25 protein-coding genes are annotated in these 26,587 nt (G+C 45.7%); 23 read left to right on the top strand and 2 right to left on the bottom strand.

Annotated features, from left to right (window positions below; all coding sequences use genetic code 11):
- Window positions 1-22 precede the first annotated feature (22 nt).
- Together flgM and flgA are read right to left on the bottom strand one after the other, a co-directional pair.
- Window positions 23-340: a flagellar biosynthesis anti-sigma factor FlgM gene (gene flgM / locus HOP38_RS12095; RefSeq protein WP_006069936.1), complete on the bottom strand. Its 318-nt coding sequence runs from the start codon at window positions 338-340 to the stop codon at window positions 23-25.
- An 85-nt stretch (window positions 341-425) separates the two neighbouring features.
- Window positions 426-1,172, bottom strand: coding sequence for a flagellar basal body P-ring formation chaperone FlgA (flgA, locus tag HOP38_RS12090; protein ID WP_031493497.1), 747 nt, complete (start codon window positions 1,170-1,172; stop codon window positions 426-428).
- 76 nt (window positions 1,173-1,248) lie between these two features.
- Here flgA and HOP38_RS12085 point away from each other — a divergent pair, with 76 nt between their 5' ends.
- The 23 genes from HOP38_RS12085 to HOP38_RS11975 all read left to right on the top strand — a co-directional run bounded on the left by HOP38_RS12085 (window position 1,249) and on the right by HOP38_RS11975 (window position 26,503).
- Entirely contained in the window at window positions 1,249-2,187 is a 939-nt protein-coding gene (locus HOP38_RS12085; RefSeq protein ID WP_006069938.1) for a chemotaxis protein CheV, read from the top strand.
- Window positions 2,188-2,262: 75 nt separating this feature from the next.
- Window positions 2,263-3,090 (top strand): protein-glutamate O-methyltransferase, encoded by an 828-nt coding sequence (locus HOP38_RS12080; protein WP_006069939.1) that lies wholly within the window; start codon window positions 2,263-2,265, stop codon window positions 3,088-3,090.
- A 290-nt stretch (window positions 3,091-3,380) separates the two neighbouring features.
- On the top strand, window positions 3,381-3,776 hold the full coding sequence (gene flgB, locus HOP38_RS12075) for a flagellar basal body rod protein FlgB (protein WP_006069940.1): 396 nt from the start codon (window positions 3,381-3,383) through the stop codon (window positions 3,774-3,776).
- A 5-nt stretch (window positions 3,777-3,781) separates the two neighbouring features.
- The gene (flgC, locus tag HOP38_RS12070) at window positions 3,782-4,198 is read left to right on the top strand and encodes a flagellar basal body rod protein FlgC (protein ID WP_006069941.1); all 417 of its coding nucleotides are present in this window, start codon (window positions 3,782-3,784) and stop codon (window positions 4,196-4,198) included.
- 15 nt (window positions 4,199-4,213) lie between these two features.
- A complete protein-coding gene (gene flgD, locus HOP38_RS12065; RefSeq protein ID WP_006069942.1) occupies window positions 4,214-4,921 on the top strand; it encodes a flagellar hook assembly protein FlgD in 708 nt (235 codons plus the stop codon).
- 26 nt (window positions 4,922-4,947) lie between these two features.
- Complete coding sequence (gene flgE, locus HOP38_RS12060) at window positions 4,948-6,246, top strand: flagellar hook protein FlgE (RefSeq protein WP_006069943.1); 1,299 nt, start codon at window positions 4,948-4,950, stop codon at window positions 6,244-6,246.
- 287 nt (window positions 6,247-6,533) lie between these two features.
- Window positions 6,534-7,283, top strand: a complete 750-nt coding sequence (gene flgF / locus HOP38_RS12055) for a flagellar basal-body rod protein FlgF (RefSeq protein WP_006069944.1) — start codon at window positions 6,534-6,536, stop codon at window positions 7,281-7,283.
- A gap of 24 nt (window positions 7,284-7,307) precedes the next feature.
- Window positions 7,308-8,096 (top strand): flagellar basal-body rod protein FlgG, encoded by a 789-nt coding sequence (gene flgG / locus HOP38_RS12050; protein WP_006069945.1) that lies wholly within the window; start codon window positions 7,308-7,310, stop codon window positions 8,094-8,096.
- Between the two features lie 19 nt (window positions 8,097-8,115).
- Window positions 8,116-8,889, top strand: coding sequence for a flagellar basal body L-ring protein FlgH (gene flgH, locus HOP38_RS12045; RefSeq protein ID WP_198558141.1), 774 nt, complete (start codon window positions 8,116-8,118; stop codon window positions 8,887-8,889).
- A gap of 71 nt (window positions 8,890-8,960) precedes the next feature.
- The gene (locus tag HOP38_RS12040) at window positions 8,961-10,052 is read left to right on the top strand and encodes a flagellar basal body P-ring protein FlgI (RefSeq protein WP_006069947.1); all 1,092 of its coding nucleotides are present in this window, start codon (window positions 8,961-8,963) and stop codon (window positions 10,050-10,052) included.
- A gap of 9 nt (window positions 10,053-10,061) precedes the next feature.
- The gene (gene flgJ / locus HOP38_RS12035) at window positions 10,062-11,000 is read left to right on the top strand and encodes a flagellar assembly peptidoglycan hydrolase FlgJ (protein WP_198558139.1); all 939 of its coding nucleotides are present in this window, start codon (window positions 10,062-10,064) and stop codon (window positions 10,998-11,000) included.
- A gap of 207 nt (window positions 11,001-11,207) precedes the next feature.
- Complete coding sequence (gene flgK, locus HOP38_RS12030; RefSeq protein ID WP_198558138.1) at window positions 11,208-13,076, top strand: flagellar hook-associated protein FlgK; 1,869 nt, start codon at window positions 11,208-11,210, stop codon at window positions 13,074-13,076.
- 11 nt (window positions 13,077-13,087) lie between these two features.
- Complete coding sequence (gene flgL, locus HOP38_RS12025; protein WP_006069950.1) at window positions 13,088-14,281, top strand: flagellar hook-associated protein FlgL; 1,194 nt, start codon at window positions 13,088-13,090, stop codon at window positions 14,279-14,281.
- A 346-nt stretch (window positions 14,282-14,627) separates the two neighbouring features.
- On the top strand, window positions 14,628-15,773 hold the full coding sequence (locus tag HOP38_RS12020; protein WP_006069951.1) for a flagellin: 1,146 nt from the start codon (window positions 14,628-14,630) through the stop codon (window positions 15,771-15,773).
- A gap of 489 nt (window positions 15,774-16,262) precedes the next feature.
- Window positions 16,263-17,411, top strand: coding sequence for a flagellin (locus tag HOP38_RS12015; protein WP_006069952.1), 1,149 nt, complete (start codon window positions 16,263-16,265; stop codon window positions 17,409-17,411).
- Window positions 17,412-17,688: 277 nt separating this feature from the next.
- Window positions 17,689-18,837, top strand: a complete 1,149-nt coding sequence (locus tag HOP38_RS12010; RefSeq protein ID WP_006069953.1) for a flagellin — start codon at window positions 17,689-17,691, stop codon at window positions 18,835-18,837.
- Window positions 18,838-18,975: 138 nt separating this feature from the next.
- Window positions 18,976-19,422: a flagellar protein FlaG gene (locus tag HOP38_RS12005; RefSeq protein ID WP_006069954.1), complete on the top strand. Its 447-nt coding sequence runs from the start codon at window positions 18,976-18,978 to the stop codon at window positions 19,420-19,422.
- A gap of 43 nt (window positions 19,423-19,465) precedes the next feature.
- Window positions 19,466-21,388 carry a flagellar filament capping protein FliD gene (gene fliD / locus HOP38_RS12000; RefSeq protein WP_198558137.1) on the top strand — a complete coding sequence of 641 codons (1,923 nt, stop codon included), beginning with the start codon at window positions 19,466-19,468 and terminating at the stop codon, window positions 21,386-21,388.
- 27 nt (window positions 21,389-21,415) lie between these two features.
- Window positions 21,416-21,718 carry a flagellar protein FliT gene (gene fliT, locus HOP38_RS11995; RefSeq protein WP_006069956.1) on the top strand — a complete coding sequence of 101 codons (303 nt, stop codon included), beginning with the start codon at window positions 21,416-21,418 and terminating at the stop codon, window positions 21,716-21,718.
- Between the two features lie 10 nt (window positions 21,719-21,728).
- Window positions 21,729-22,139, top strand: coding sequence for a flagellar export chaperone FliS (gene fliS, locus HOP38_RS11990; protein WP_006069957.1), 411 nt, complete (start codon window positions 21,729-21,731; stop codon window positions 22,137-22,139).
- A 236-nt stretch (window positions 22,140-22,375) separates the two neighbouring features.
- Window positions 22,376-23,836 carry a sigma-54 dependent transcriptional regulator gene (locus HOP38_RS11985; protein ID WP_006069958.1) on the top strand — a complete coding sequence of 487 codons (1,461 nt, stop codon included), beginning with the start codon at window positions 22,376-22,378 and terminating at the stop codon, window positions 23,834-23,836.
- 178 nt (window positions 23,837-24,014) lie between these two features.
- Window positions 24,015-25,088, top strand: a complete 1,074-nt coding sequence (locus HOP38_RS11980; protein ID WP_198558136.1) for a sensor histidine kinase — start codon at window positions 24,015-24,017, stop codon at window positions 25,086-25,088.
- Window positions 25,088-26,503 carry a sigma-54-dependent transcriptional regulator gene (locus HOP38_RS11975; protein WP_198558135.1) on the top strand — a complete coding sequence of 472 codons (1,416 nt, stop codon included), beginning with the start codon at window positions 25,088-25,090 and terminating at the stop codon, window positions 26,501-26,503. Before HOP38_RS11980 ends, HOP38_RS11975 begins: the two co-directional genes overlap by 1 nt.
- Window positions 26,504-26,587 lie beyond the last annotated feature (84 nt).

Here is a 26,587-nt window from a genome sequence, read left to right as displayed (position 1 = left end):
TGAGTATTATCTGTTAACCTGTTTAGCGTAATCCGCCAAGTTCGTCTTCGAACTTCATCATGTTGTCTGCCAGTTTTTCAGCATCGACGGTGTAAGAACCGTTCGAGATTGCTTCTTTGATTGCCGCAACTTTTGCCGCGTCAAAGGTAGGCTGACTTGCCATTTGCTGATGCATCTGACCAATGGCTTTACCGCCTTGGCTCAGTGTTACGGCATCTTGCTGCGCTGATGATTGACCAACTTGAGCTGAACTACTGTCTTTGCTTGCTTCCGAACGGGCAGGAGCGCGACTTGTCGTCGTTAGCGTCTGTCCAGAACGAATATTATCAATGCCTGCCATCGTTTAGCCTTCTTGTTGCCTAATTTGCATAGTTTACCTGTATATCGAGCATATCGACCAGCGTAATGATTACTTTAGGAAAAAATCAAAAATTAACCGTGATTTCCGCAACGCCAGTAACAATACCCTCAATTATACGCTGAGACTTGTCATTTTTCACTCTTACTTGATCGCCGTTAGCGCCATCGGTAAGTGCTGTGCCTTTAGTGGAGATGGTCATTTCACCTTTCACTGCACGAATAACGACTTTTTCGTTGCGGCAAACAACACAGACATCATTACGCTCAATAACATCACCCATCTTCATGTTTTTCTTGAGCTTTGCGCCAACCACTTGGTCAAACTCGGTAAAGCCTTGGCGGCGAAAACGGTTCTTATCCACCATGCTCATCGTGACATCGTCACTGGATACAATATTGCCTCGAGATAACGGGCGAGTTGCGGTCACTAAGGGCAAGGAAATGGACATTCGAACGGGTACGTAAAGTCGCCAATTATCTTCCGGACACTCCACCAAAACGGTGACATTACTGCTGGTGTTGCGGGTGTTTGACGACGAGGTCAAAAGCGGAGAGGGGCAATCTGTTGCATGTACTCGAGAGTCGATACGGCCAGGTGTGGCAACAATTTCACCGCCGATAGGTTGCTCAATAGTATTTAAAACATGAGCTTGGGCAGCCTTTTGAATGTTTTCTATTTGCTCAGGCGTTGCTGCGTGCGTTAATACACTAAAGAATAACGCTTGCCAGACGATACAGAGGGAAAGCCAGTTGCGCCTTAACCTCGTTTTGTAACTGGATGTACACAAAAAAGATGTCTTATTATACAGCATTCTGTTTCTCGGGTTCCTTGTTGCCTGTGTAGACTATCACTTTTTTAGCTTTAAAGTTTGAGATGGAGATGAACTTATGACCGGTATCTTGGATTCGGTGAATCAACGAACGCAACTGGTTGGTCAAAACCGACTAGAGCTACTGACGTTTCGTCTGATGGGCCGCCAGCGTTACGGCATTAATGTGTTCAAAGTTAAAGAAGTGCTTCAGTGCCCTAAATTAACGCGCATGCCCAACCTACATCGTCTTGTCAAAGGGGTGGCTCATATTCGTGGTCAAACTATCTCAGTGATTGATTTAAGTCTTGCTGTTGGTGGTCGACCAACAACGGACATTGAAAACTGTTTTGTGGTTATCTCAGAGTTTAACCGTAGCGTACAGGGATTTTTGGTAAGCTCTGTTGAACGCATTATTAACATGCATTGGGAATCGATTTTGCCGCCGCCTGAAGGTGCAGGTAAAGCCAACTACCTGACAGCTGTGACCAACATCGACAATGAATTGGTTGAGATTCTGGATGTTGAGAAGATTCTCGCTGAGATTTCGCCTGTGGTTGAGACCATGGACAGCAATATCGCCACGGAAATTGCCGCAGCTGAAGAGAAAGAGCAAAAGCAGATCGTTAAGCGTATTATGATCGCTGATGATTCCGCAGTGGCACGAAAACAGGTCCAACGAGCCATTGAGTCTATTGGCTTTGAGTCCATTTTGGTGAAAGATGGTAAAGACGCTTACAACAAGCTGACAGAGATGGCAGCTGAAGGCGATATTCATGATCAGATTTCCCTGTTGATTTCTGATATTGAAATGCCAGAAATGGACGGTTACACCCTAACGGCAGAAGTGCGCCGCCATCCCGATCTTAAAGATCTTCATATTATTTTGCATACCTCGTTAAGCGGTGTGTTTAACCAAGCAATGGTAGAGCGAGTAGGGGCTAACGAATTCATCGCTAAGTTCAACCCTGATGAATTGGGAGGCGCCGTCAAAGCGGCCATTTTGCCGACAAATTAAACAAACAAAATTAGAGCTTGTAGTCGCTTGAGAAAAGCGTATAAAGCAAGCCTTCAAAGCAGTATAGAGAAGTGAATGACAGCGATAACCATAAGCGATCAAGAGTATCGTGATTTTAGCCGCTTTTTAGAGTCCCAATGCGGTATTGTTCTTGGCGATAGTAAACAGTATTTAGTCCGCAGCCGTTTAAGCCCGTTGGTGGCAAAATTCGGTCTAGTCTCTTTGTCTCAGTTATTAAGAGATGTGGTTACTGGACGCAATCGTGAGTTAAGAGTTGCCGCTGTTGATGCCATGACCACCAACGAAACCTTATGGTTTAGAGATAACTACCCATTTACGGTGTTGTCTGACAAACTGCTCCCAGAACTTGCCGCCAACAAGCGACCGATTAAAATTTGGTCGGCTGCGAGTTCTTCTGGTCAAGAACCGTATTCCATGGCGATGACAGTTTTGGAGACACAAAACAAGAAGCCGGGAATGATCCCTAACGTGTCGATTACCGCGACGGACATCTCGTCTACGATGTTAGATATGTGTCGTCTTGGAGAATATGACAACCTCGCGTTGGGTCGCGGTCTATCACCGGAGCGTCGCCGAGTGTTTTTTGAAAACACCAGTAACGGTAAGATGAAAGTGAAAGACAACGTAAAGCGTTTGGTGAACTTTCGTCCGCAAAACCTGATGGACTCGTATGCGTTGTTGGGTAAGTTCGACATTATCTTTTGTCGTAACGTACTGATTTACTTCTCCCCTGAAATGAAGTCTAAAGTGCTGAACCAAATGGCACGTAGCCTAAACCCAGGTGGTTACTTGCTGTTAGGGGCATCGGAGTCGCTAACGGGGCTGACGGATCAATTTGAAATGGTGCGTTGTAATCCGGGCATTATCTACAAGCTCAAATAGTTAATAGTTATTCTCCACAATCTTTACCGTATCTAGCCTTGGTTTTCGCCAAGGCTTTTTTCTTGCTATTCTCTAGGTTCAGTGACGGTTTGGAGGCCATCACTGTCGACATTCCTAATTAAACCCTCCGCCAAAACTGGCGTACATTTTGCTCTCTATCTTTGCCAGAAGGAGCACGATGAACGTCGAATTGAATAGCGTCATCAGTGGTTGTTACCAAAAAATAACTTTTGGCGCGGAAATTGCTTTATCTTTGTATAAGGCACGTATTTTTGAACGATGAGGTTTCAATGGCCATCTCTTTTAACAATGCATTAGGTATTCATCAGTACACCGTTGGTGTGCGTGAGAAGAATGCTGAAGTCATCTCCACCAATATCGCGCAGGCGAATACGCCGGGTTATAAAGCGAAGGGGATGGAGTTTGATCGTGCGTTAAAAGCGGCAAGCTCAGGGGCAAGTATTGGGCTTAGTCGAACTGATGGACGGCATATTTCTGCCTCTACTAACGTCAGTGGCGAAATGCTTTACCGCATTCCGACACAGCCAGATACCGGTGACGGCAATACTGTAGACGTAGATTTAGAAAGAAACTTGTTCATGCAGAACCAATTAAGACATCAGGCATCACTCGATTTCTTAGGCGGCAAATTCAAAAATATGACCAAAGCGATTAAAGGGGAGTAATTTAGATGAGCTTATTTAATGTATTTAATGTGACAGGCAGTGCGATGAGCGCTGAGTCGGTTCGTCTAAATACCACCTCAAGTAACCTTGCCAACGCTGACAGTATTAGTAGCTCGGCAAAAGAGACTTACAAAGCTCGCCACGCCGTATTTGGCGCGGAACTGAGTAAAGCTCAATACAACCGCGATCATTCAGTACCTGTGAAAGTATTGGGTATTGTAGAGAGCGACAAACCCTTAAGTGCAGAGTACAACCCAGATCATCCACTCGCTAACGATGAAGGCTATATCTACAAGCCGAACGTTAACGTGATGGAAGAAATGGCCAACATGATTTCAGCTTCGCGCTCATACCAGACTAACGTTCAGGTAGCGGACGCGAGCAAGCAAATGTTGTTGAGTACTTTGCGAATGGGTCAATAGAGATAGGAGTAGCTCATGGCTGGAATCAACAACGTTGGTCAAGGCAGTTTATCCTACATTGACCAACTGAAAAAACTGCAAGAACAAAGCAAGCCTGAAGAGACAACCGGTAAGCAGGATCTGAAGCAAGAAGACTTCTTGTCCCTACTCACCAAACAGTTGGCTCAACAGGACCCATTTAAACCAGTCAGCAACGACCAGATGATTGCTCAAATGGCGTCGTTTGCCACGGTAGATGGTATTGGCAAGATGAACACTCAGTTCGAGAGTTTGAACTCGTCAATGACGTCTAACCAAGCACTACAAGCGTCTTCACTTGTTGGGCGTGATGTCTTGGTACCCGGTGCGGCTGGTGTGAAGGAAGCAGACGCTGGCATGGCGGCAATGGTCAAATTGCCACAGTCCATGGATAACGTGTTTGTTCGTGTAGAAAATGAAATGGGTCAATTAGTACGTACCTTTGATGTCGGCGCAAAACCTGGCGGTGATGCTCGTGTCGAATGGGACGGTAAAGATGATCAGGGTAATCCAATGCCTGCAGGTAAATACAAAGTGAAAGCTTCGGGTTTACTTGATGGAGAAAGCCGCGAGTTCGAAGTGTCGACTTATGCGAACGTGAACAGTGTGCTTCTTGGTAAAGGGGATGGAAACGTACTACTCAATCTAGCTGGCTTCGAAAATCCAGTTCGGCTAGCAGAAGTACTGGAAGTCGGCAAAGCGTAACCGCTGGCTAGATTAGGAGATTAGGAATGTCATATGTATCTTTAAGTGGTCTATCTGCGGCTCAGTTAGACCTCAACACCACCAGTAACAACATTGCCAACGCCAACACATTCGGCTTTAAAGAGTCACGTGCCGAGTTTGGTGATGTGTATTCAAACTCACTATTTACTAATGCGAAAACCACACCGGGTGGCGGTGCTCAGCCAAGCAAGATTGCTCAGCAGTTCCACGAAGGTTCGAGCATATCGACTAACAACCCAATGGACTTGCGCATTAGCGGTACTGGCTTCTTTGCCGTATCTAAAGATCGTCTTGTACCACAACAAAATGAGCTAACGCGTAACGGTGCTTTCCACCTAAACAAAGATAGCTACATGGTGACGTCGAACGATGAGTTTCTACTGGGTTATGAAGTGAATAAAGATACCAATGAGGTTGTGTCTTATGAGCCTCGTCCAATCAATATACCGCCAGAGTTTGGTAAGCCGAAACAGACTGCGAATATTGAGATTGGTGTGAACCTTCCTGCTAATGGTGATCTAAAAGATCCGGCTCTGTTCGACTTTACTGATCCTGAAACTTATAACCGTTCAACATCATCAACGATTTATGATTCCATGGGACAGTCGTATAAAATGACGACGTACTATGTGAAAGATCAAACTCAGCAAAACACGTGGCAAAGTTACTACACGGTAACCGATGGCCAAGGTGAAAAACCAGTGAATATCGCTGGTGGTGATGCAACAACGCCAACAGGGCATGTTGGTCATACAATGCGATTCAACAACGACGGTACACTAGCGAGCTTGAACAATGGGCAGCCAATTGTCACTACTGATCTTGGTGCAAATGGTATCGATATGAACGGTGCCGATCCTGCACAGACATTGTCGTTTAGTCTTGATAGTGCCACTCAGTTTGCCGCTCCGTTTGAACTGACTAAGTTCCAAGAAGATGGTGCGACGACTGGCTTCCTAACTAAAGTCGACTTTGATGAGCAAGGCAACGTGTTAGGTACTTACTCAAACGGTGAGAATGTGACATTAGGTCGTGTCGCTATGGTACGTGTAGCGAACGAACAAGGTCTTGATAAGAAGGGTGGTACCCAATGGGATTCTACGACTGCTTCTGGTGCTAAGATTTGGGGCGAATCAAACAAGGGTTCTTTTGGTACCATCAATAACGGCACGCTAGAACAATCGAACATTGATATGACCCAAGAGTTGGTAGACCTGATTTCAGCGCAGCGTAATTTCCAAGCAAACTCACGTGCTTTGGATGTACATAACCAGCTGCAACAAAACATTCTACAAATCCGTTAAGTCATAGTATGAGTGGCTGTCAGTCACTCGTCGTTAATGTCTTGAAAAATCGAGCGTACGAGTGCATATGGACATTCGTACGCTGTTTTGCGTTTCAACAAAGCGGTCATATTGTTGCCGCACCGTTGCCACCTTGCCGTTTAGCTTTGCCTCTTCGATAGAACATCGGTTGCCGATCCTCCGCTTTCTTACCTTATTTCCCGTTTATTTCTTTGATTTATAAGGAATAAAATTAGTGGCATAGTCTTTGCTTTATAAGCTCCGTACTTTGAATTTTGGAGCTATCAATGGATCGTGCCCTTTACCTCTCAATGAGCGGCGCAAAGCAGAATATGCAAGCTTTGCAGCTTAGAGCAAACAACCTTGCGAACGCGAGCACGCCTGGCTTTCGAGCTGACCTTGCCCAAGCGCGCTCAATGCAAGCGTATGGTGAAGGCATGCCAAGTCGTGTGTTTAGCATGACAGAGCGTCCAGGACATAACTTCGAACAAGGCAGTGTTGTGACGACAGGTCGCGACCTTGATGTCACTATTGAAGGCCAAGGTTGGATTTCAGTATTGGATAAAAACGGCAAAGAAGGGTTAACCCGCAACGGCAGTTTACGCGTGGATCAAAACGGTTTGTTGGTCAATGGCAACGGTAACCTTGTGTTAGGGGAACGTGGTACGCCAATTACTGTACCTATTCCATTGCGTAAGATTGAGATTGGCCGTGACGGCACCGTCTCTGTTATACCGCAAGATGCACCTGCTGACGAAATGGAAATCGTTGACCGTATCAAGCTCACCAATACTGATAACCGTTCACTATTCAAAGACACTAATGGTTTATTTCGTAATAAAGATCCTCAATTAGGCTACACCGCTTCAGCTAATGTACAGCTTATGACCGGGGCTATTGAAGGCAGTAACGTTAATGCCGTTGGTGAAATGACAAGCTTAATTGATTTGCAGCGTCAATTCGAAATGCAGGTCAAGCTGATGAGCACCGCAGAAGACATGGATAAGGCTTCAGACTCATTGCTTCGCATGGGTTAATAGGATTGAGAGAGGAAGAATAGAATGCATCCGGCACTATGGGTAAGTAAGACTGGCTTAGACGCTCAGCAAACCAATATTTCGACAATTTCAAACAACCTAGCGAACGCATCAACCATCGGTTACAAGAAAAGCCGTGCGGTGTTTGAAGATTTGTTTTATCAAAATATCAATCAGCCTGGTGGTCAATCATCGCAAAACACCGAACTGCCTTCAGGCTTAATGCTAGGTGCTGGTTCAAAAGTGGTGGCAACGCAAAAGATCCATACACCGGGTAATGCTCAAACTACGACCAACAGTCTCGATATGATGATTGAAGGTGATGGATTTTTCCAAGTATTGATGCCAGACGGCAATATTGGCTATAGCCGCAACGGTCAGTTCACGCTAAACGATGAAGGGACTATTGTTACGTCTGGTTCAGGCTATGCGTTGGAACCAGAAATTGCGATTCCTGAAGATGCGATTTCCATTACTGTGGGTACCGACGGTGAAGTGTCCGTTCGAGTACGTGGCCAGCAAGATAACCAAGTCGTGGGTAACATTACCACTGTCGACTTCATTAACCCAGGCGGTCTAGAGCCTATCGGTCAGAACCTTTACTTACCAACCGGTGCTAGTGGCGATCCAAATGAAGGGGTTCCGGGTTTAGATGGTTTCGGTCAAATTCGCCAGTCGATGTTAGAGACTTCAAACGTTAACGTAACGGAAGAGCTCGTTAACATGATTGAAGCGCAGCGCGTGTATGAAATGAACTCTAAAGTTATCTCGTCAGTCGACAAGATGATGAGCTTTGCTAACCAGCAGCTTTAACGAATAAGGACGACATTGAATGAAAAAGTTATTGTGTGTCTCTTTACTTGCTGTGCTCTCGGGTTGCGCTCAGTTTGGTCAGGAAGAATCGGTAGACGATGTCTCGAACAGCACGACGACGGTCGATGCAGTTGAAGGAGATAAAACCCAATCGTCTGGGATTGTTGATACGCTACGTGGTCGAACTGACCCTATTGCCGATGACCCAGCATGGGCGCCGATTCACCCAAAAAACAAGCCAGAACATTACGCAGCGGCAACGGGTTCACTGTTTAATACTCACTACGCGCGCGATTGGTATGATGATTCTAAACCCCGTGGCATTGGTGACATCATTACGGTAGAACTTAATGAAGCAACGAAAGCAGCAAAAAGTGCTGATGCGGATCTCTCGAAAGCCAATGACTCTTCAATGGATCCACTTTTCGTTGGTGGTAGACCCGTCACCGTCAATGACTATGACTTCTCTTATGAGTTGAAGAACGACAACAACTTCAAAGGTAATGCTTCGGCCAATCAGAGCAACAGTTTATCAGGTTCGATTACCGTAGAAGTGATTGAAGTGCTTGCCAATGGTAATCTCGTCATTCGTGGTGAAAAGTGGCTAACTTTAAATACTGGAGATGAGTACATTCGTTTAAGCGGCACGATTCGCCCAGATGATATTGAGTTTGATAACACCATCGCATCTAACCGTATTTCTAACGCTAGAATTCAGTATTCGGGGACCGGAACCCAACAAGATATGCAGGAACCTGGATTCTTGGCACGATTTTTTAATGTCTCTCTATAGGGATAGGAATCGACGAATAATAAGCGGCAAACCCTCTCCTCAGAGGGTTTGTTTGTTTTTAGGGTAACATGATGAAAAAATTCACGTTTTTACTTCTTGGTTTATGTTTTGCTGCGGCAAGTGTCCAAGCGGCACGCATTAAGGATGTGGCAGAAGTTGCCGGGGTGCGTAGTAACCAATTGGTGGGTTATGGTCTGGTGACTGGTCTTCCGGGCACAGGTGAGAAAACGCCGTTTACAGAGCAAAGTTTCCGCTCGATGCTTGAGAAGTTTGGTATTCAAATGCCAATAGGCTTTAAGCCTAAGTTCAAAAACGTGGCAGCGGTTATCGTTACCGCAGAATTACCTGCGTTCTCAAAACCTGGTCAGCGCGTGGACGTGACAGTTTCTTCAATCGGTGCGGCAAAAAGTCTCCGTGGAGGTACCTTGATGCAGACCTTCTTGCAAGGTTTGGATGGTGAAGTCTATGCTGTGGCACAAGGTAATTTAGTGGTAAGTGGCTTTAGTGCCGAAGGTTTAGATGGCTCTAAGATTGTGGGCAATAACCCTGTGGTCGGAATGATTTCAAGCGGTGCAACGGTTGAACGCGAAATTCCAAGTCCGTTCTCTCGCGGTGATTACATTACCTTTAACCTTCTGCAATCAGATTTCACAACGGCGCAAAACATGGCAAATGCCATCAATGACTTTCTGGGTCCGCAAATGGCGAGCCCATTAGATTCTACCTCTGTTCGAGTTCGTGCGCCTCGCGACCTCAGCCAACGTGTAGCTTTCCTATCAGCGGTTGAAAACGTTGAATTCGACACCGCAGACAGCGGTGCAAAAATCATTGTTAACTCGCGTACAGGGACAATCGTGGTTGGCAAACACGTCAAGCTTAAACCAGCGGCAGTGACTCACGGTGGTATGACGGTTGCTATCAAAGAAAACTTGAAAGTAAGCCAGCCCAATGCGTTTGGTGGGGGCGATACGGTGGTGGTGCCGAACTCAGATATTCAGGTAACAGAAGGTTCGGGCAAGATGTTCAATTTCCAACCGGGTTTGACTCTAGATGATCTCGTTCGTGCCGTTAACGAAGTGGGCGCAGCACCATCAGATCTTATGGCGATTTTACAGGCGCTTAAGCAAGCTGGTGCCATTGAAGGTCAGTTGATCGTTATCTAGGTAAGTATCATGATTAAAAACTCCAATGACATCGGTTTTATCCATGATATCAGTAGCCTAGATAAGCTTCGTCAGAAAGCCGTGAGTGGTAAAGAAGGCGATGATGATGCGGCATTACGCGCTGCAGCTCGTCAGTTCGAATCTATCTTTACTTCTATGATGTTAAAGTCGATGCGCGATGCGAATACTCATTTTGAATCGGATCTGACCAATAGCCAAAACGGTCAATTTTACCGTCAAATGCTTGATGAGCAGATGTCGAGTGAGTTGAGTGCCAATGGTTCTCTGGGATTAGCAGATATGATCGTCGCTCAGCTTGGTGCAGCACGTTCACCAGAAGCGCACGCTGCAGCAGGCAGTGAAATCCGTATGCGTAATGAAGCGTTCGATACGTCACTTAATCTCCCTTACGATGAAGCAAAGGCTCGTAAAACTGCGAAATCACTAGGCCTTGACGGAGCCCCTGTTGCTCAGCCTGTTGATTTCAAGACACCACAAAATTTTGTCGAGTCTTTGAAACCATACGCGGACAGAGCAGCTCAGTCGTTAGGGGTGGATTCATCGTTATTATTAGCGCAAGCGGCTTTAGAGACTGGTTGGGGGCAAAAAGTCGTCAACAACAGTAAGGGCAGCAGTAACAACCTATTTAATATTAAGGCTGACAGAAGTTGGCATGGCGATAAGGTCGCAACGCAGACACTGGAATACCATCAGAATGTACCTGTGCAAGAACGCGCAGCATTCCGTTCTTACGACTCGTATGAAGACAGCTTTAACGATTATGTGAAGTTTCTTAATGACAATCCACGTTATCAGTCGGCATTGAATGGTAACCAAGGTTCTGAACGTTTCATACGTGATGTTCATCGAGCTGGATATGCGACAGATCCAAACTATGCGGACAAAGTGTTGCGCGTTAAGGCGCAAATCGATGATATGTCGCTTTAACGGCTATCGATAGTTTTCCTTATACTTATTGGTCCCGGCAAATAGCCGGGATTTTTCTTACTACCTTCATCTTTTTCCGTTCATTCTTATCTTTTTTAGTGCCAAGCTCAGCGGCAAAGATACTCTGGCATATATATTGCAAATTAAACGGCAGAGTGGCGTAACTTGTGGATTTAGTTAGGCTAATTTTGGTTTTTTGGAGGCGATATGGCGTCAGATCTTCTGAACTTAGGTGCGCAAAGCGTACTGACAGCTCAGAGACAGTTAAACACGACTGGTCATAACATTTCTAATGCAAATACAGAAGGTTACAGCCGACAATCTGTTATACAGGGGACCAATACCCCGCGACAGTTTGGTGGTCAAACCTACGGTATGGGAGTGCATGTGGAAAATGTTCGCCGCTCGTGGGATCAGTTTGCCGTCAAAGAACTCAACATGGCAACGACTCAGGTGAATTATCGCAACGAAAACCTGACTAACCTCGATATGATGTCGGGGATGTTGTCGTCTATGTCGTCTAAAAAGGTGCCTGAAAGTCTTAACGACTGGTTTGATGCTGTAAAAACATTGGCCGACACCCCCAATGATATTGGTGCGCGTAAAGTCGTACTTGATAAAGCCAACCTGATTCGTCAATCGATGAATGATTTCCACGATACGGTTCGTGAACAGCGGGATAACGTCAACAAGAAACTCGAAGTGAGTGTTGAGCGAGTGAACCAAATCGGTATCGAAATTCGTGATATTCACCGCTTAATGATGCGCTCGCCTGGTCCACATAACGACTTGATGGATAAGCATGAATCGTTAATCAAAGAGTTGTCCGAATATACCAAAGTGACGGTGACGCCTCGCAGGAACGCTGAGGGCTTCAACGTTCATATCGGTAACGGTCATACTTTGGTATCGGGTACAGAAGCCAGTCAGTTGAAGATGATTGATGGATTCCCAGATACTCACCAGCACCGCCTTGCGATTGTAGAAGGCAAAGGTATTAAACCAATTACCAGTGATGATATTGGCGGACGCTTAGAAAGTATGTTTGAAACTCGTGACAAAGAGATTCCATACGTTTTGGATGAACTCGGTCGTCTCTCTATCGCTTTTTCTGAAAAAGTAAATGAATTGCAAGGGCAAGGGCTTGATTTGAATGGCCAAGTCGGACAAAACCTGTTCGCGGATGTCAATACTCTCGCGTTTGCTAAAGCAAGGGTCGTTGCACCAGTCAACTCAAGTGCTGACGTGGCAGTGTTTATTGATGATACCTCACAACTCAAGGGTGGAGAGTATTCATTGAAGTTTGACGGTGCTAATTACCATGTGACCAACTCAGATGGTGTGACTCAGTCTTTCTCAGGCCCGAGCATGCAACTAGATGGCATTCGAGTCGTAATTGGTAATCCGCCTGCCGTTGGCGAAAAGCTTTTGCTGCGTCCGACGAGAGACGGTGCAGCCAATATGAAAATGACGACTAACGACCCAAAAGCCATAGCAGCACAGAGCTTTGAAGCCTCAACTACGTTTGCGCAGGGTGATGCCAAATTTAAAGTCTCGTCAGTGGGCAGTTTGAAAGAATTTGAAGTGGTAGTGTCGCCAACGGGGACGGAATTTGCCGTCACTGACAAAAGCGGCAACGTATTATTGAGCCCAACGCCTTACCCTCCGGCTGGTCCGGTGACGGTACTTGGCACCACGTTCGAGCTCAGTGACGGAGCGATGGCAAATGACAAGTTCACCGCTAACCTCAATCCGGCAGAGGGTGATAACGGTAACTTGAGAAAAATGCTGCATATTCAGACTGATAAATCGATGAATGATGGCGACTCAACGGTCATTGATATCTATCACAACTTAAATACCGATGTGGGTTTGAAAGCCTCGACGGCGACTCGTTTACAGGAAGTCGCTGAGCTTGAGCATGAAAACGCGCAAAGCCGAGTAGCGTCTATTTCGGGCGTTAACCTTGATGAAGAAGCGGCCAACATGATGAAGTTTCAGCAAGCGTACATGGCGTCTTCTCGAGTGATGCAGGCGGCGAATGAAACCTTCGATACTATTTTGCAGCTAAGGTAAGGAGCTAGATTATGATGAATCGAATTTCTAGTTTTCATAATTACCAAACGGTGCAAAATGATATGCGCCGCCAAGAAAACAAAATTCATGAAAACCATGCACAGCTCGCCTCTGGTAAACAGCTGCAAAAGCCAGCGGACTCACCACTAGCGACGCATTATTTGCAAAAACTTAAACAGCAGACGCAGCAGTTGGATCAGTACGACAGCGCCATCACGTTGTCGAGAAATCGCCTTGAGCATCAAGAAGTCATGCTCGGTGAGACAGAGCAGTTTGCCGATAATGCAAAGCGATTAACGATGCAAGCAATCAACGGTGCGCTTTCTCCCGAAGATCGTGAAGCCAAAGCTCGTGAAATAGAGGAGTTGGCAAAGAACTTTCTCGCACTTGCTAATACACGTGATGAATCGGGTAATTATAGCTTTGCTGGCACAAAACCTAAGACTCAACCATTTTTCGTCGATGGGGAAGGGCGTATTTCTTACGCTGGTGATGACTATCAACGCAAAATGCGCATTGCAGCAAGTCTGGAAGTGGCTACGAGCGATCCAGGTAGCAAACTGTTTATGGAGATTGATAACCCACTTGGGGATTACAAAGCCAATTATCAGCTGCAAAAAGGCTCAGAATTGCTACTTGAAAAAGCCACTAACAGTAATGCTAACGACAACAGTACTTACAAAGTGACGTTTGTCGATATGGGTAATCAGCAATTTGGTTATCAGCTTGAACAGAACAATACGGTTGTTGCTGCGGGAAATTTTGACCCAAGCCAAGGCATTCAATTCCAAGGGCTCAACATTCAGACCAAAGGGCAAATTACACCGGGGGACGCGATTGAAATCGAACCTCAAAAAACATTTAGCGTCTTTGATACGTTTAATGATGCGGTGTATTGGATGGATAACGATGTAGCCGATGCTTCGGCCAGTGCTCAGCTTCATCAGGTCACTGAGCAGTTTCACGCAGCATTTTTGCACTTAACCAGTTCACGTACCGACGTTGGAGTAAGGCTAAACAGTCTTGATATCCAGCAGTCGCAACATGAAGATTTTAAAATTTCGCTCGCTCGTTCTAAAAGTAATTTTGAGGATCTCGATTACTCAAAAGCAGTCATCGACTTTGAAGAGAACTCACGAGCACTGCAGGCTTCACAGCTTGCTTTCGGAAAAACCAAGGACCTGACGTTATTTAATTATCTATAGCGAAAGTTTGGCATCTCGGTTGCCGCATGAGCATTGCCATGTGTGCAGAGGTGAGAACGTTAGGTGGCAATCTTAAGCCACTTTGAACGCGCTAACGAGGTCATGGTATGCATTGGTTCAATGAAAGAGCTTTAATGTATTGATTTATAATTGAATGTATTAGTTGGCATAGAAAATGCTAAACATGAATACAAAGTACCCGATTAAGGGCTAACTCGATAAATAAGCACTTTAGATACTCCACCTGATACGGGGTATTAGGTGGGCGTAGTAACAATATTGAATCAACAATGTTTGTTATTAAGTGAGCCTACTTGAAGCTTGCGAACTCAATTAGGAGAGCACAATGGCAGTAACAGTAAATACAAACGTTTCGGCTATGACAGCCCAACGCTACCTGAACAAATCCAGCGATGCGCTAAATACTTCAATGGAGCGTTTGTCGTCTGGTCACAAGATCAATAGCGCACGAGACGATGCTGCAGGTTTGCAGATCTCGAACCGATTAACAGCGCAATCACGTGGTCTTGATGTGGCAATGCGTAATGCTAACGATGGTATTTCGATTGCACAGACTGCGGAAGGTGCCATGAATGAATCTACTAGCATCTTGCAGCGCATGCGTGACCTGGCGATTCAATCGGCAAATGGTACTAACTCTCCTGCTGAGCGTGTTGCAATTAATGAAGAATCTAATGCACTTCAAGCGGAGCTAAACCGTATTGCTGAGACCACCTCATTTGGTGGCCGTCGTTTGCTTAATGGCAGCTTCGGTGAAGCGTCATTCCAAATCGGTGCTAACTCGGGTGAGGCTTTAATTATGGGCCTAACCAGCATTCGTGCGGATGATTTCCGTATGGGCGGGACCACATATACCGCAAACAACGGTAAAGGTGCCGATTGGCGTGTGGATAACACGAATAACCAGTTGGACATTAGCTTTACGACCAAATCTGGCGAAGCAGTCGCTATCAACATCACAGCAAAGCAAGGCGACGATATTGAGCAGTTAGCAACGTATATCAATGGTCAGTCTGACAAGATTAGCGCTTCTGTAGGTGATAACGGTGAGCTTCAAGTGTTTGTCGCAGAACCTGACATTGACCTAAACCAGTCAGTGACAATTGGTGGTTCGTTAGCCACAGACTTAGACTTACAAACTGCATCTGCTGCTCAGTCTACAGTGCAAGATATTGACATGACTTCAGTCGCCGGATCGCAAAACGCTATCTCGATTATCGATTCTGCACTTAAGTATGTGGATTCACAACGTGCAGATTTAGGGGCGAAGCAGAACCGCTTAAGCCACAGCATTAACAACTTGGCGAACGTTCAAGAGAATGTTGATGCCTCGAACAGCCGAATCAAAGATACCGATTTTGCTAAAGAGACAACCGAAATGACCAAGAACCAGATTCTACAACAAGCTGGTACGTCAATTTTGGCGCAAGCAAAACAGTTGCCTAACTCAGCGATGTCTCTACTACAATAGAGATAGTGTCCGAGTTCTAAGTGACAGGAACATAAGCCAGACGTGGCAATAAATTTCCTGTTGCTTGGCAAACATACTTTGTGATGTGTTGGGGCTCTCTCTCAACCTGCCTCAATACGGCATCAAAGTATGTAGGTTAGCTAGGGTGTGTTTATTTCTCTCTGATCTCCGCACGCTACTAGCCACCACCCAGCCCCAGTTCTCTCAAAGGAAAAGGGGCTTTTTCTTTTCTTAAGATCCACAACTCACGTCTAGCAAATTAAGCAAAATTCCAGTGTTTCGGCGGTATTTCGCTAAACTTTAGTCTTTTCTTTTTAATCTTTCGTTAACTGCTTAAATCCTAATCAAACGGACGTTTTCTTTTGTTTTTTCGAGTTTTTTTCTAAAGGTTTTTTCACTCGTGTCGTTAAAAGATTAACTTTGAGAGAACTACTTGGTTTTCCGAGACGTCGGAAACCGCTACACCGGAAAATCAATTGGAGAAACAACATGGCAGTGAATGTAAATACTAACGTATCAGCGATGACCGCTCAGCGTTACCTAAACAGCGCAAGTCAGGCGCAAGCAACGTCAATGGAGCGTTTGTCTTCGGGTCATAAAATCAACAGTGCGAAAGACGACGCAGCGGGTCTACAAATTTCGAACCGTTTGAACGTTCAAAGCCGTGGTCTTGATGTGGCAGTGCGCAACGCGAACGATGGTATCTCTATCGCCCAAACTGCTGAAGGCGCGATGAATGAGACAACGAACATCCTGCAACGTATGCGTGACCTATCACTGCAATCCGCAAACGGCTCAAACTCAAAAGCAGAGCGTGTAGCGATTCAAGAAGAAGTGACGGCACTGAACAACGAACTAAACCGTATCGCTGAAACCACAGCATTCGGTGGTAACCGTCTACTGAACGGTACTTACGGTACCCAGTCATTCCAAATCGGTTCAAACAATGGTGAAGCGGTGATGCTAAGCCTGAAAGACATGCGCTCAGACAACAGCGGCATGGGTGGTTCGGTTTACCAAGCAGCGAACGCAAAAGATAAAGATTGGTCAGTGGCAGCAAACTCAACACTGACTATCGACATGAACGACAGCGCGGGTAACGCGATGACAACGCTGACGATTAACGCGAAACAAGGCGACGACATTGAGCAGCTAGCGACGTACATCAATGGTCAAACTGACCTAGTGCAAGCGTCTGTAGATGAAGATGGCGCACTACAAGTATTTGCGAGCAACAATAAAGACATCGACAGCGCTTCATTAAGCTTCGGTGGCACGCTAGCGGGTTCAGGTGAGCTAGACATGTCAGGTGCAGCGGCAGCAGCAACGGTTAACGATATTGATGTCACGTCAGTAGGTGGCGCTCAGGAGTCCGTGGCGATTCTGGATTCTGCGATGAAGTATGTGGATAGCCACCGTGCTGAGCTTGGTGCTTTCCAAAACCGCTTCAATCACGCTATCAACAACCTAGACAACATCAATGAGAATGTGAACGCGTCGAAGAGCCGTATCAAAGACACGGACTTTGCGAAAGAGACGACAGCGATGACGAAGAATCAAATTCTATCGCAAGCTTCAAGTTCGATTTTGGCGCAAGCGAAGCAAGCGCCAAACGCAGCATTGAGCCTACTAGGCTAAGCGTCACCTCAGATGACAAACAAAAAAACCAGAGCTTCGGCTCTGGTTTTTTTTCATTTGGCTTTAGAGCGTTGCAAACACAACTATCCTCCATTCGAATCTCCGATCTAAATCACATTTATCCAATCAATTGAATTAATAGTAAAAAAAACGCCAATTTGTTCTAAAGCTTCTAAATTTATCGCCGTTACAGGGATTGAGAGAAATAAAATCGGATGTGCCAATGTGAGGTGAGAGACACAGAGGCCATCTATCCTAAATGCCTAAGGAGATCAGTATGGCAATTAATGTAAACACGAATGTGTCTGCAATGACTGCTCAGCGTTATCTGAATAACGCAGCAGAGAACACACAAAAATCAATGGAACGCTTGTCTTCGGGCTACAAAATCAACAGTGCGAAAGACGATGCAGCAGGTCTGCAAATTGCGAACCGATTGAATGTTCAAAGCCGCGGCTTAGATATGGCTGTAAAAAACGCAAACGATGGTATCTCTATTGCGCAGACAGCTGAAGGTGCTATGGATGAAACTACTAACATCCTACAACGTATGCGTGACCTATCTCTACAATCTGCAAACGGCTCTAACTCAAAAGCAGAGCGTGTAGCAATTCAAGAAGAAGTGACAGCGCTTAATGACGAGCTAAACCGTATCGCGGAAACCACGTCTTTTGGTGGCAACCGTCTTCTAAATGGCACATACGGTACACAGTCGTTCCAAATCGGTTCTAACAGTGGCGAAGCAGTTATGCTGAGCATGAACGATATGCGCTCTGACAATGCACAAATGGGCGGTTCTTCTTATAAAGCGGCTAACGCGAAAGATGAAAGCTGGACAGTTGGAGCGGGTGCTACTTTAACGATTGACCTAAATGACAAAGCGGGTAACGCAATGACTCAGATTGCTATCACTGGTAAAGAAGGTGATGATATCGAGCAACTTGCAACCTACATCAATGGTCAAACAGACCAAGTTCAAGCATCTGTTGATGAAGACGGTGCTCTGCAAATCTTCGCAAGCAGCAACGGCGAAGCTGATAGTGCTTCACTAACGTTCGGTGGTTCACTAGCGGGCGGTTCTGAGCTTGACCTTTCTGGCGCAGCAAGCGCGGTATCAGTTAATGACATCAACGTTACTTCTGTAGGTGGTGCACAAGAATCAGTAGCTATTCTAGATGCGGCGCTAAAATACGTAGACAGTAACCGTGCAGAACTTGGTGCGTTCCAAAACCGCTTCAATCACGCAATCAATAACTTAGATAACATCAACGAAAACGTTAATGCATCTAAGAGCCGTATCGAAGACACCGATTACGCGAAAGAAACGACGGCAATGACCAAGAACCAAATCCTGCAGCAAGCGAGTACTTCAATTCTAGCTCAAGCGAAGCAATCGCCTTCAGCTGCACTTAGCCTACTAGGCTAAAAAAGGCTTACACCTTAGGCAAGTGTGTTGGTGATAGGGTTACTCTATCACCAACTTCCAATTTCAAGCTTATTGCTCAACTAGTTTTACCCCAGTTGGAGTTGGACAATAGAGAAGGTTAGAAACGGGAGAACGAAAGTGGATATCTCATCCTACGCGTCGAACATTCAGCCTTTTGCCTCTTCTAGTGGCACAGAACTTGCTTCGAAAAATACTAATAAAACAACACCGTCAGTTGATACCGATAAAGGCTCACAGCCGATAAAGGTCAATGAACTGAGAACGGCGGAAAGTGTGGCGTTTTCTAACCAGAAAACTTCCGAATTGATTCAGAAAATTGCGACCGAGCGTCATGACCTCAATCAGGCAGAACGTGAAAATATGGTCAAACGTCTTGATGAGTTTCTCACCTCAATGAATACGGGATTATCGTTTCGAAGAGATGAAGAATCAGGGCGCGACATCATTACTGTTTATGCAAAAGACAGCGGTGAGATCATTCGTCAATTTCCAGATCAAGAGCTTCTCGACGTACTAAAGCGTGTTGAAAAACATGGCGCACTCAGCATTGACATGTTGGTGTAGTCGCATCACTAAGATGCAATAGTATTAAATTCGAAGTGGTTTGGTGAATATGGGCCCGATAGGGATGTCTTCAGGCATGGATATCAATTCCATGGTGAGCAAAATAGTCGATGCTGAGCGGATTCCGAAACAGCAACGTCTCGACTATGAGCGTAGCAAAATTGATACCGGTATAAGTGCCTACGGACGACTCAAAGAGTCACTAGATACGATGAAAAATCTTATGGCAAGCTTTCGCCAGGAGAAGGCGTTTGCGCTGAGAAGCGTCAACACCTCCGAAGAAAGCGTTGTCACGGCAACAGCATCAACTGATGCTATTGCTGGCAAATACGCTGTCGATGTATTGCAGCTTGCTCAAAGCCATAAAATCGCTTCGGATGCTATTCCTGAAGATACGAAGTTTGGTCCAGGTAAGCTGCAAATTTCAATGGGTGATGACAGCTTTGATATTTCCCTTCGCAGTAATTCTCGTTTAACCGACGTAGTTCGTGCCATTAACGGCGCGAGTGACAATCCCGGTGTACGCGCATCTATCGTTAAAGACATCAACGGTCCTAGGCTTATTGTGGCGGCCAACCAATCAGGGGTTGAACATGCCTTGATAATTGATGTAGACGCTGAGCCCGGCAATGATCTCTATCGATTCGAATACAAAACTATTGAGCAGCGCGTTAAAGCGTTGGAGCAAGCTCAGGCTGATGCATTAGCTTTACTAGATGTTCCATCCTCTGAGGAAGATGAAGTTAAGAAAGCAGATGAGGTGAATGAAGCCACTGCTAATGAAGCTTTGGTAGAGGAAAACACCAAGGATGAACAAAGCGCAGAATCTGTCGCGCAAGAGGCAACATCTGGCCGCCCTGAAGACACTATTCCCGGTTGGACAGAAACTGCATCAGGAACCTTAATGGATTCCTATCAAGCGCCAGAGCCGGAGCTTGATCAAAAAGCATTAGAGAAATCGGGTGAAGTCCCGGGTTGGAGTAATACGGCCTCGGGCACTTTGACCGACTCTTATGTAACGCCAAGTGAAGCACAAGCTCAGCTAGAGCAAGAATTGGCCGATGAAAAAGCGGCCATTGCCCAAGCTGTTGCTGACGGTGATATGACCGAAGCGGAGGCCAAGCAACTAGAGCGTGCCAAGCTATCACCTGAAGAACGTGAGCGTTTAGAAAAAGTAGAATCAGTTCAAGCTGAACTTGCCGAAGCACAGCGATCGCTGCAAATCTACAATGGCATGTCACAAGTCCAAGCAGCGCAAGATTCAAAGGTCATACTCGACGGTATTGCTGAGCTATCAAGTCACAATAATGTCATTGAAGGTGCCATTGAAGGCGTGGATTTAACGTTGAAAGGCACGACCAAGCAAGGGGATCGTCCAGCTGAAATTGGTGTGGAATATGACCGCGCTAGTGTGCGTGCTGATATTGAACAATTTGTTGCCGCCTACAACCAGTTTTATCAAGTGTCCAAAGAGCTTTCTAGTGCAGATCCCACAACTGGGCAAACCGGTCCATTGGCGGGAGATAGTGTGGTGAGAAGTGCGGACTCGCGTTTGAAAAGTGTCTTTTCATCAGCGGTAGAAGGTGCCCCTGAAGGGTTAGAGACCTTAACTGAGTTTGGTGTCACTACGACGCGCCAAGGTAATCTCGAAATAAACTATCAAATGCTCGATAAGCAGTTGAATAATAACTTCAACAAGCTAGGCGAGTTTTTCGGCGGTAATAACGGATTTGCCAAACGCGTCGAAGATGCTATTCACAGTATGACCGGTGCTACCGGGACGATCCGTACTCGAGAGCAAAGCTTAGTTGAACAAAATTATCGACTGAATGACCAACAGGTCAATTTAGACCGTCGCATGGATAGCCTACAGAAACGAACTCACGACAAATTTGCCGCCATGCAAGACGCTACCGGAAAGATGCAGTCGCAATTAGCAGGCATGATGAGTGCGATGGGGGGATAAGCTGATGTCGAAAGTAGGGTCTACTAATTGAGCATATTCAATCAATTAGGTGATTTGGATCACCGTTTACAATCTGTTTTAGAAAATGATGAGTTGGATACTGAAGAAATTCACCTTCTGGTCGATAAAAGAGAACAGATAATCACGAAGTTAATAGCCGCTTGCCAAAGGAATCCGAACCTAAAGCAGAGTGATGAGTGGCTGCAAGTGGAACAGTCGACACGTCGAATTGCGACCCATATGCAAACCAAAACGGATCAATTGGGACTGGAACTTAGAAAGTACCGACATGGTAGAAAGTCCCTACAGCAGTACCAAAAATTTATTTGAGAGGATAGTGATGCGTGGTTCATTACAAGCATATAAGAAAGTATCTGTAGACAGCCAATTGAGTGCTGCGTCACCGCACAAAGTTATCCAAATGCTAATGGGTGGTGCGATAGAAAGACTGATTCAAGCCAAAGCAGCGATGGAACAAGGCAATGTGCCTGTGAAAGGCGAGCGTATCGGCAAAGCTCTAGATATCATCATTGCACTACGTAGTTGCTTGTCTATGGATGATGGCGGCGACATCGCTAAAAACCTCGACCAGTTGTATGAATTCATGATTGCGCAAATTACAACGGCTAATCACGAAAACAACCCAAAACCAATTGATGATGTGATAGAGATCATACGAGAGATAAAATCTGCTTGGGATCAAATTCCTAGTGATTACCACAACTTAACAGCACAAGAAGTTGGAATCTAAGCGGAATTAACCTCTTAAAGTCAACGTGACAAAGTTGCTATATCAGAATAATGTCAATAGAATAGACGCCATTCCCAGCCTAATGGCGTTTTTTTATATCTAACCACTTGTTTTATAAATTGCTTGTCAATTTTATAAGGTGTTTTTTGGCTTTTGTTAGCTCGGCGTAAAATTGACGAGTGACAAAAAATTGACGCCACTGTGGTTGGTTTTGATCAAGGCATAATTCCTGACTCATGCAAGGCTTAGCTAAACTTCTTGTTATTGCTGATGATCCGCAAATTCGCACTAATCTAAACACCATTTTGGAGTTTGTTGGTGAGCATTGTGTGGCGATTCCATCTACAGACATAAACCAAATCGATTGGTCCCAGACGTGGTCGGGTTGCATCGTAGGTGCTTTGGAAAGCCCAAATCTATCTCAAGTCTTGTTATCGCAGCTTTCGCTGTCTAATCATGTTCCTTTACTGGTGACGAGTGAATTTACCGGCGCGGTTGAGCCACTTTCCAACTTTGTTGGCGAGTTAGAACTCCCTCTCAACTACCCTCAGCTAAGTGATGCGCTGCGTCATTGTCGCGAGTTTTTGGGTCGTAAAGGCGTTCAGGTTCCGTCGAATCTTCGTAAAAATACGCTATTTCGTAGTTTAGTTGGACAAAGTCCTGGCATACAGGAAGTTCGTCATTTGATTGAACAGGTCTCTGGTTCGGAAGCGAACGTGTTGATTCTGGGCGAGTCAGGCACGGGTAAGGAAGTTGTTGCTCGCAACATCCACTACCATTCAACTCGTCGTAGTGGGCCGTTTGTTCCAGTGAACTGCGGAGCGATTCCACCGGACTTGCTAGAAAGTGAGTTGTTTGGTCATGAGAAAGGCGCCTTTACGGGGGCGATTACTTCTCGTAAAGGGCGTTTTGAGCTTGCCGATGGCGGTACCTTATTCCTTGACGAAATTGGTGATATGCCAATGCCGATGCAGGTCAAGTTACTGCGCGTATTGCAAGAGCGCGTGTTTGAACGCGTTGGCGGCAGTAGCGTGATTAAAGCCAATGTTCGCATTGTTGCCGCAACGCACCGCGATCTTGAAAGCATGATCCAACAGGGTGACTTCCGCGAAGACTTGTTCTATCGCTTAAATGTTTTCCCAATTGAAATGCCATCGCTTCGAGAGCGCAAAGAAGACATCCCTCTGTTGTTGCAAGAACTGCTAGCGCGTATGGAGGCAGAAGGTGGGCAACCTATCTGTTTCGCCCCTCGTTCCGTTAATTCGTTAATGGAACATGATTGGCCAGGTAACGTTCGTGAACTTGCCAACCTCGTTGAACGTATGGTGATCTTGTATCCAAATAGCTTGGTGGATGTGAATCATCTTCCGGTTAAATACCGCTATAGTGATATCCCAGAATTCCAGCCAGAAATGAATGCGTTCAAAACGATTGAAGAACAAGAGCGTGATGCACTAGACAGTATATTTGCGGAAAACTTTACCTTTGAAGAGCCTGAACTGGAAAGTCACAATGCGCCTCAATCGTTACCTCCTGAAGGTGTTAACCTGAAAGAAATGTTGGCCGACCTCGAAGTGAACATGATTAGCCAAGCTTTGGATGCTCAAGAAGGCATCGTTGCTCGTGCTGCTGATATGCTCGGTATGCGTCGTACCACCCTTGTTGAAAAAATGCGTAAGTATAACTTACACCGCTAGATTGGATCTGTTTGTGATGTGATTTAAGTCACGCTCAATTTGCTATGACAATTTATTGACGCGATTAACTTGTTGAAATATATAGGCTTAAGCCCGGCATGCTTTTTGCATTTTCGGGCTTAAGTCTTTTATGGACTACGTATTTCTGCGAGTCGTATTGAGAAGGAACACCTCGTAAATGGATCAGTTGGCAACGGGCGAATCACAACAAGATGAGCAATCAAGCTCACACTTAGATTCCTTGGAATCGCAAGTAGAACGATATCAGCAGGTTATAGAAGCGATGCCTGCAGGTGTCATTTTGTTGGATACACAAGGTGTGGTCAGGGAAGCGAACCCAGAAGCGCACCGTATTCTCGATATTCCCCTTGTTGGCCAAAAATGGTTTCATCTGATTCAAGTGGTTTTTGACCCCAAAGAAGATGATGGTCATGAGGTCTCTTTGCGCAATGGCCGCAAGGTTCGATTGGCTATTTCCGCTTCCTCAACTGGACAGTTGATTCTCATTACTGACCTCACTGAAACGCGCTTGCTGCAATCAAGAGTCAGCGATTTACAGCGCTTATCATCTTTGGGAAGAATGGTTGCTTCACTCGCGCATCAAGTTCGCACGCCGTTATCCAGTGCTATGTTGTATGCCTCTAACCTTGGTGCGCCTAACCTTCCACAACCTACTCGTGAACGCTTTCAAATCAAATTGGTCGACAGACTTCATGATCTTGAGAAGCAGGTTAATGACATGCTGTTGTTTGCAAAGGGGGGCGACAATAAGGTCATAAAGCCATTTACCTTAAAACAACTGGTGGATGAGTATCAGCCGATGGTCGAGACCACACTAAAAAGCAACAACATCGATTATTGTATAGAAGTAGAGCAAGACGAAGTAGCGCTGCTGGGTAATGTTAATGCGGTTGCCTCTGCCTTGAGTAACCTTGTACTTAATGCCGTGCAAATTGCTGGTAAAGGGTCGCAATTGGATGTGTTTTTCCGTCCAGTTAATAACGAATTAAAAATCTCTGTCCAAGATAGCGGGCCAGGCGTACCTGCTGAACTGCAACAGAAAATAATGGAACCGTTTTTCACTACTCGTTCACAAGGCACGGGTCTTGGTCTTGCGGTAGTGCAAATGGTTTGCCGTGCTCATGAAGGACGGCTTGAATTGATATCAGAAGAGGATGATGGCGCATGTTTTACCATGTGCTTGCCATTGGCAACGTCATCTCAAGAAGTAACAAATGAAGGAATAAGCTGATGGCTCAAAGCAAAGTACTTATCGTAGAGGATGATGAAGGTCTTCGCGAAGCTCTCGTCGATACATTGGCCCTTGCAGGTTATGAGTGGGTGGAAGCCGATTGCGCTGAAGATGCTCTAGTGAAGCTCAAAACTCAGCCGGTAGATATTGTTGTTTCCGATGTACAGATGGCGGGGATGGGCGGTTTAGCACTCCTGCGAAACATTAAGCAGCATTGGCCCAATTTGCCTGTGTTGTTAATGACAGCTTATGCCAACATTGAAGATGCCGTCGCAGCCATGAAGGAAGGTGCGATTGATTACATGGCGAAACCTTTTGCGCCGGAAGTGTTGTTGAATATGGTCAGTCGTTATGCGCCAGTGAAGTCAGATGATAATGGTGATGCGATTGTTGCGGATGCTAAGAGTATTCAACTGCTTACTTTGGCTGAAAAAGTTGCTAAGACTGACGCCAGTGTCATGGTGCTGGGGCCAAGTGGCTCAGGTAAAGAAGTCATGTCACGCTATATCCATAACAAATCGCTACGTGCGGACGGTCCTTTTGTCGCAATCAACTGTGCGGCCATTCCAGACAACATGTTAGAAGCGACCCTATTTGGCTATGAGAAAGGGGCGTTTACCGGCGCTATTCAAGCCTGTCCGGGGAAATTTGAACAAGCTCAAGGTGGCACCATTTTGCTTGATGAGATCAGTGAAATGGATTTAAACCTTCAAGCTAAATTACTTCGCGTACTACAAGAGCGTGAGGTAGAGCGGTTAGGTAGTCGTAAAAGCATTGCATTAGACGTTCGAGTATTGGCGACCAGTAACCGTGATCTTAAACAATATGTTCAGGAAGGTAACTTCCGTGAAGACCTATATTATCGCTTAAATGTGTTCCCAATTGCGTGGCCAGCTCTTTGTGATCGTTCTGGAGATATTGCGCCTTTAGCCCGTCATCTAACCGAGCGCCACTGTAAGAAATTGGGAATGCCAGTGCCAGAATTTGGTCAGGCAGCATTAGCAAAACTCATGAGCTATCCGTGGCCGGGTAACGTTCGCGAGCTAGATAATGTGGTGCAACGCGCTTTGATCTTATGTGACGAGTCAACCGTCTGCGCTGAGCACATTCTATTAGAAGGTGTGGACTGGCAAGACGCATCGAGCTTACAACAAGTGGTGTCGAGCCCTGAGCAAGTTGCACCGGAGATTGCTCCTGTTGCTCAGGTTTCAAGTGACGTGATGGGTCGCAGTGCAGCATCGAGCGAAGGCTTGGGTGGTGAACTTCGTGATCAAGAGTTTTCAATTATTTTGGAGACGCTGAAAGAGTGCGAAGGTCGCCGTAAAGAAATGGCGGAGAAACTTGGTATTAGCCCACGAACCTTACGCTATAAGTTAGCGAAGATGCGCGATGCTGGTATTGAGATCCCGAGCTAAGATGTGTCCTAAAGTGTTGGTTTAGAGCTAACACTTTAGGTTTAAACCATGGCATAATTTTTGCAATTTTCAGGAAAGAATCAA

Source organism: Vibrio mediterranei, from assembly GCF_013364395.1.
Classification (GTDB): Bacteria; Pseudomonadota; Gammaproteobacteria; order Enterobacterales; family Vibrionaceae; genus Vibrio; species Vibrio mediterranei.
This window is presented reverse-complemented; position numbering and strand designations above follow the sequence as displayed.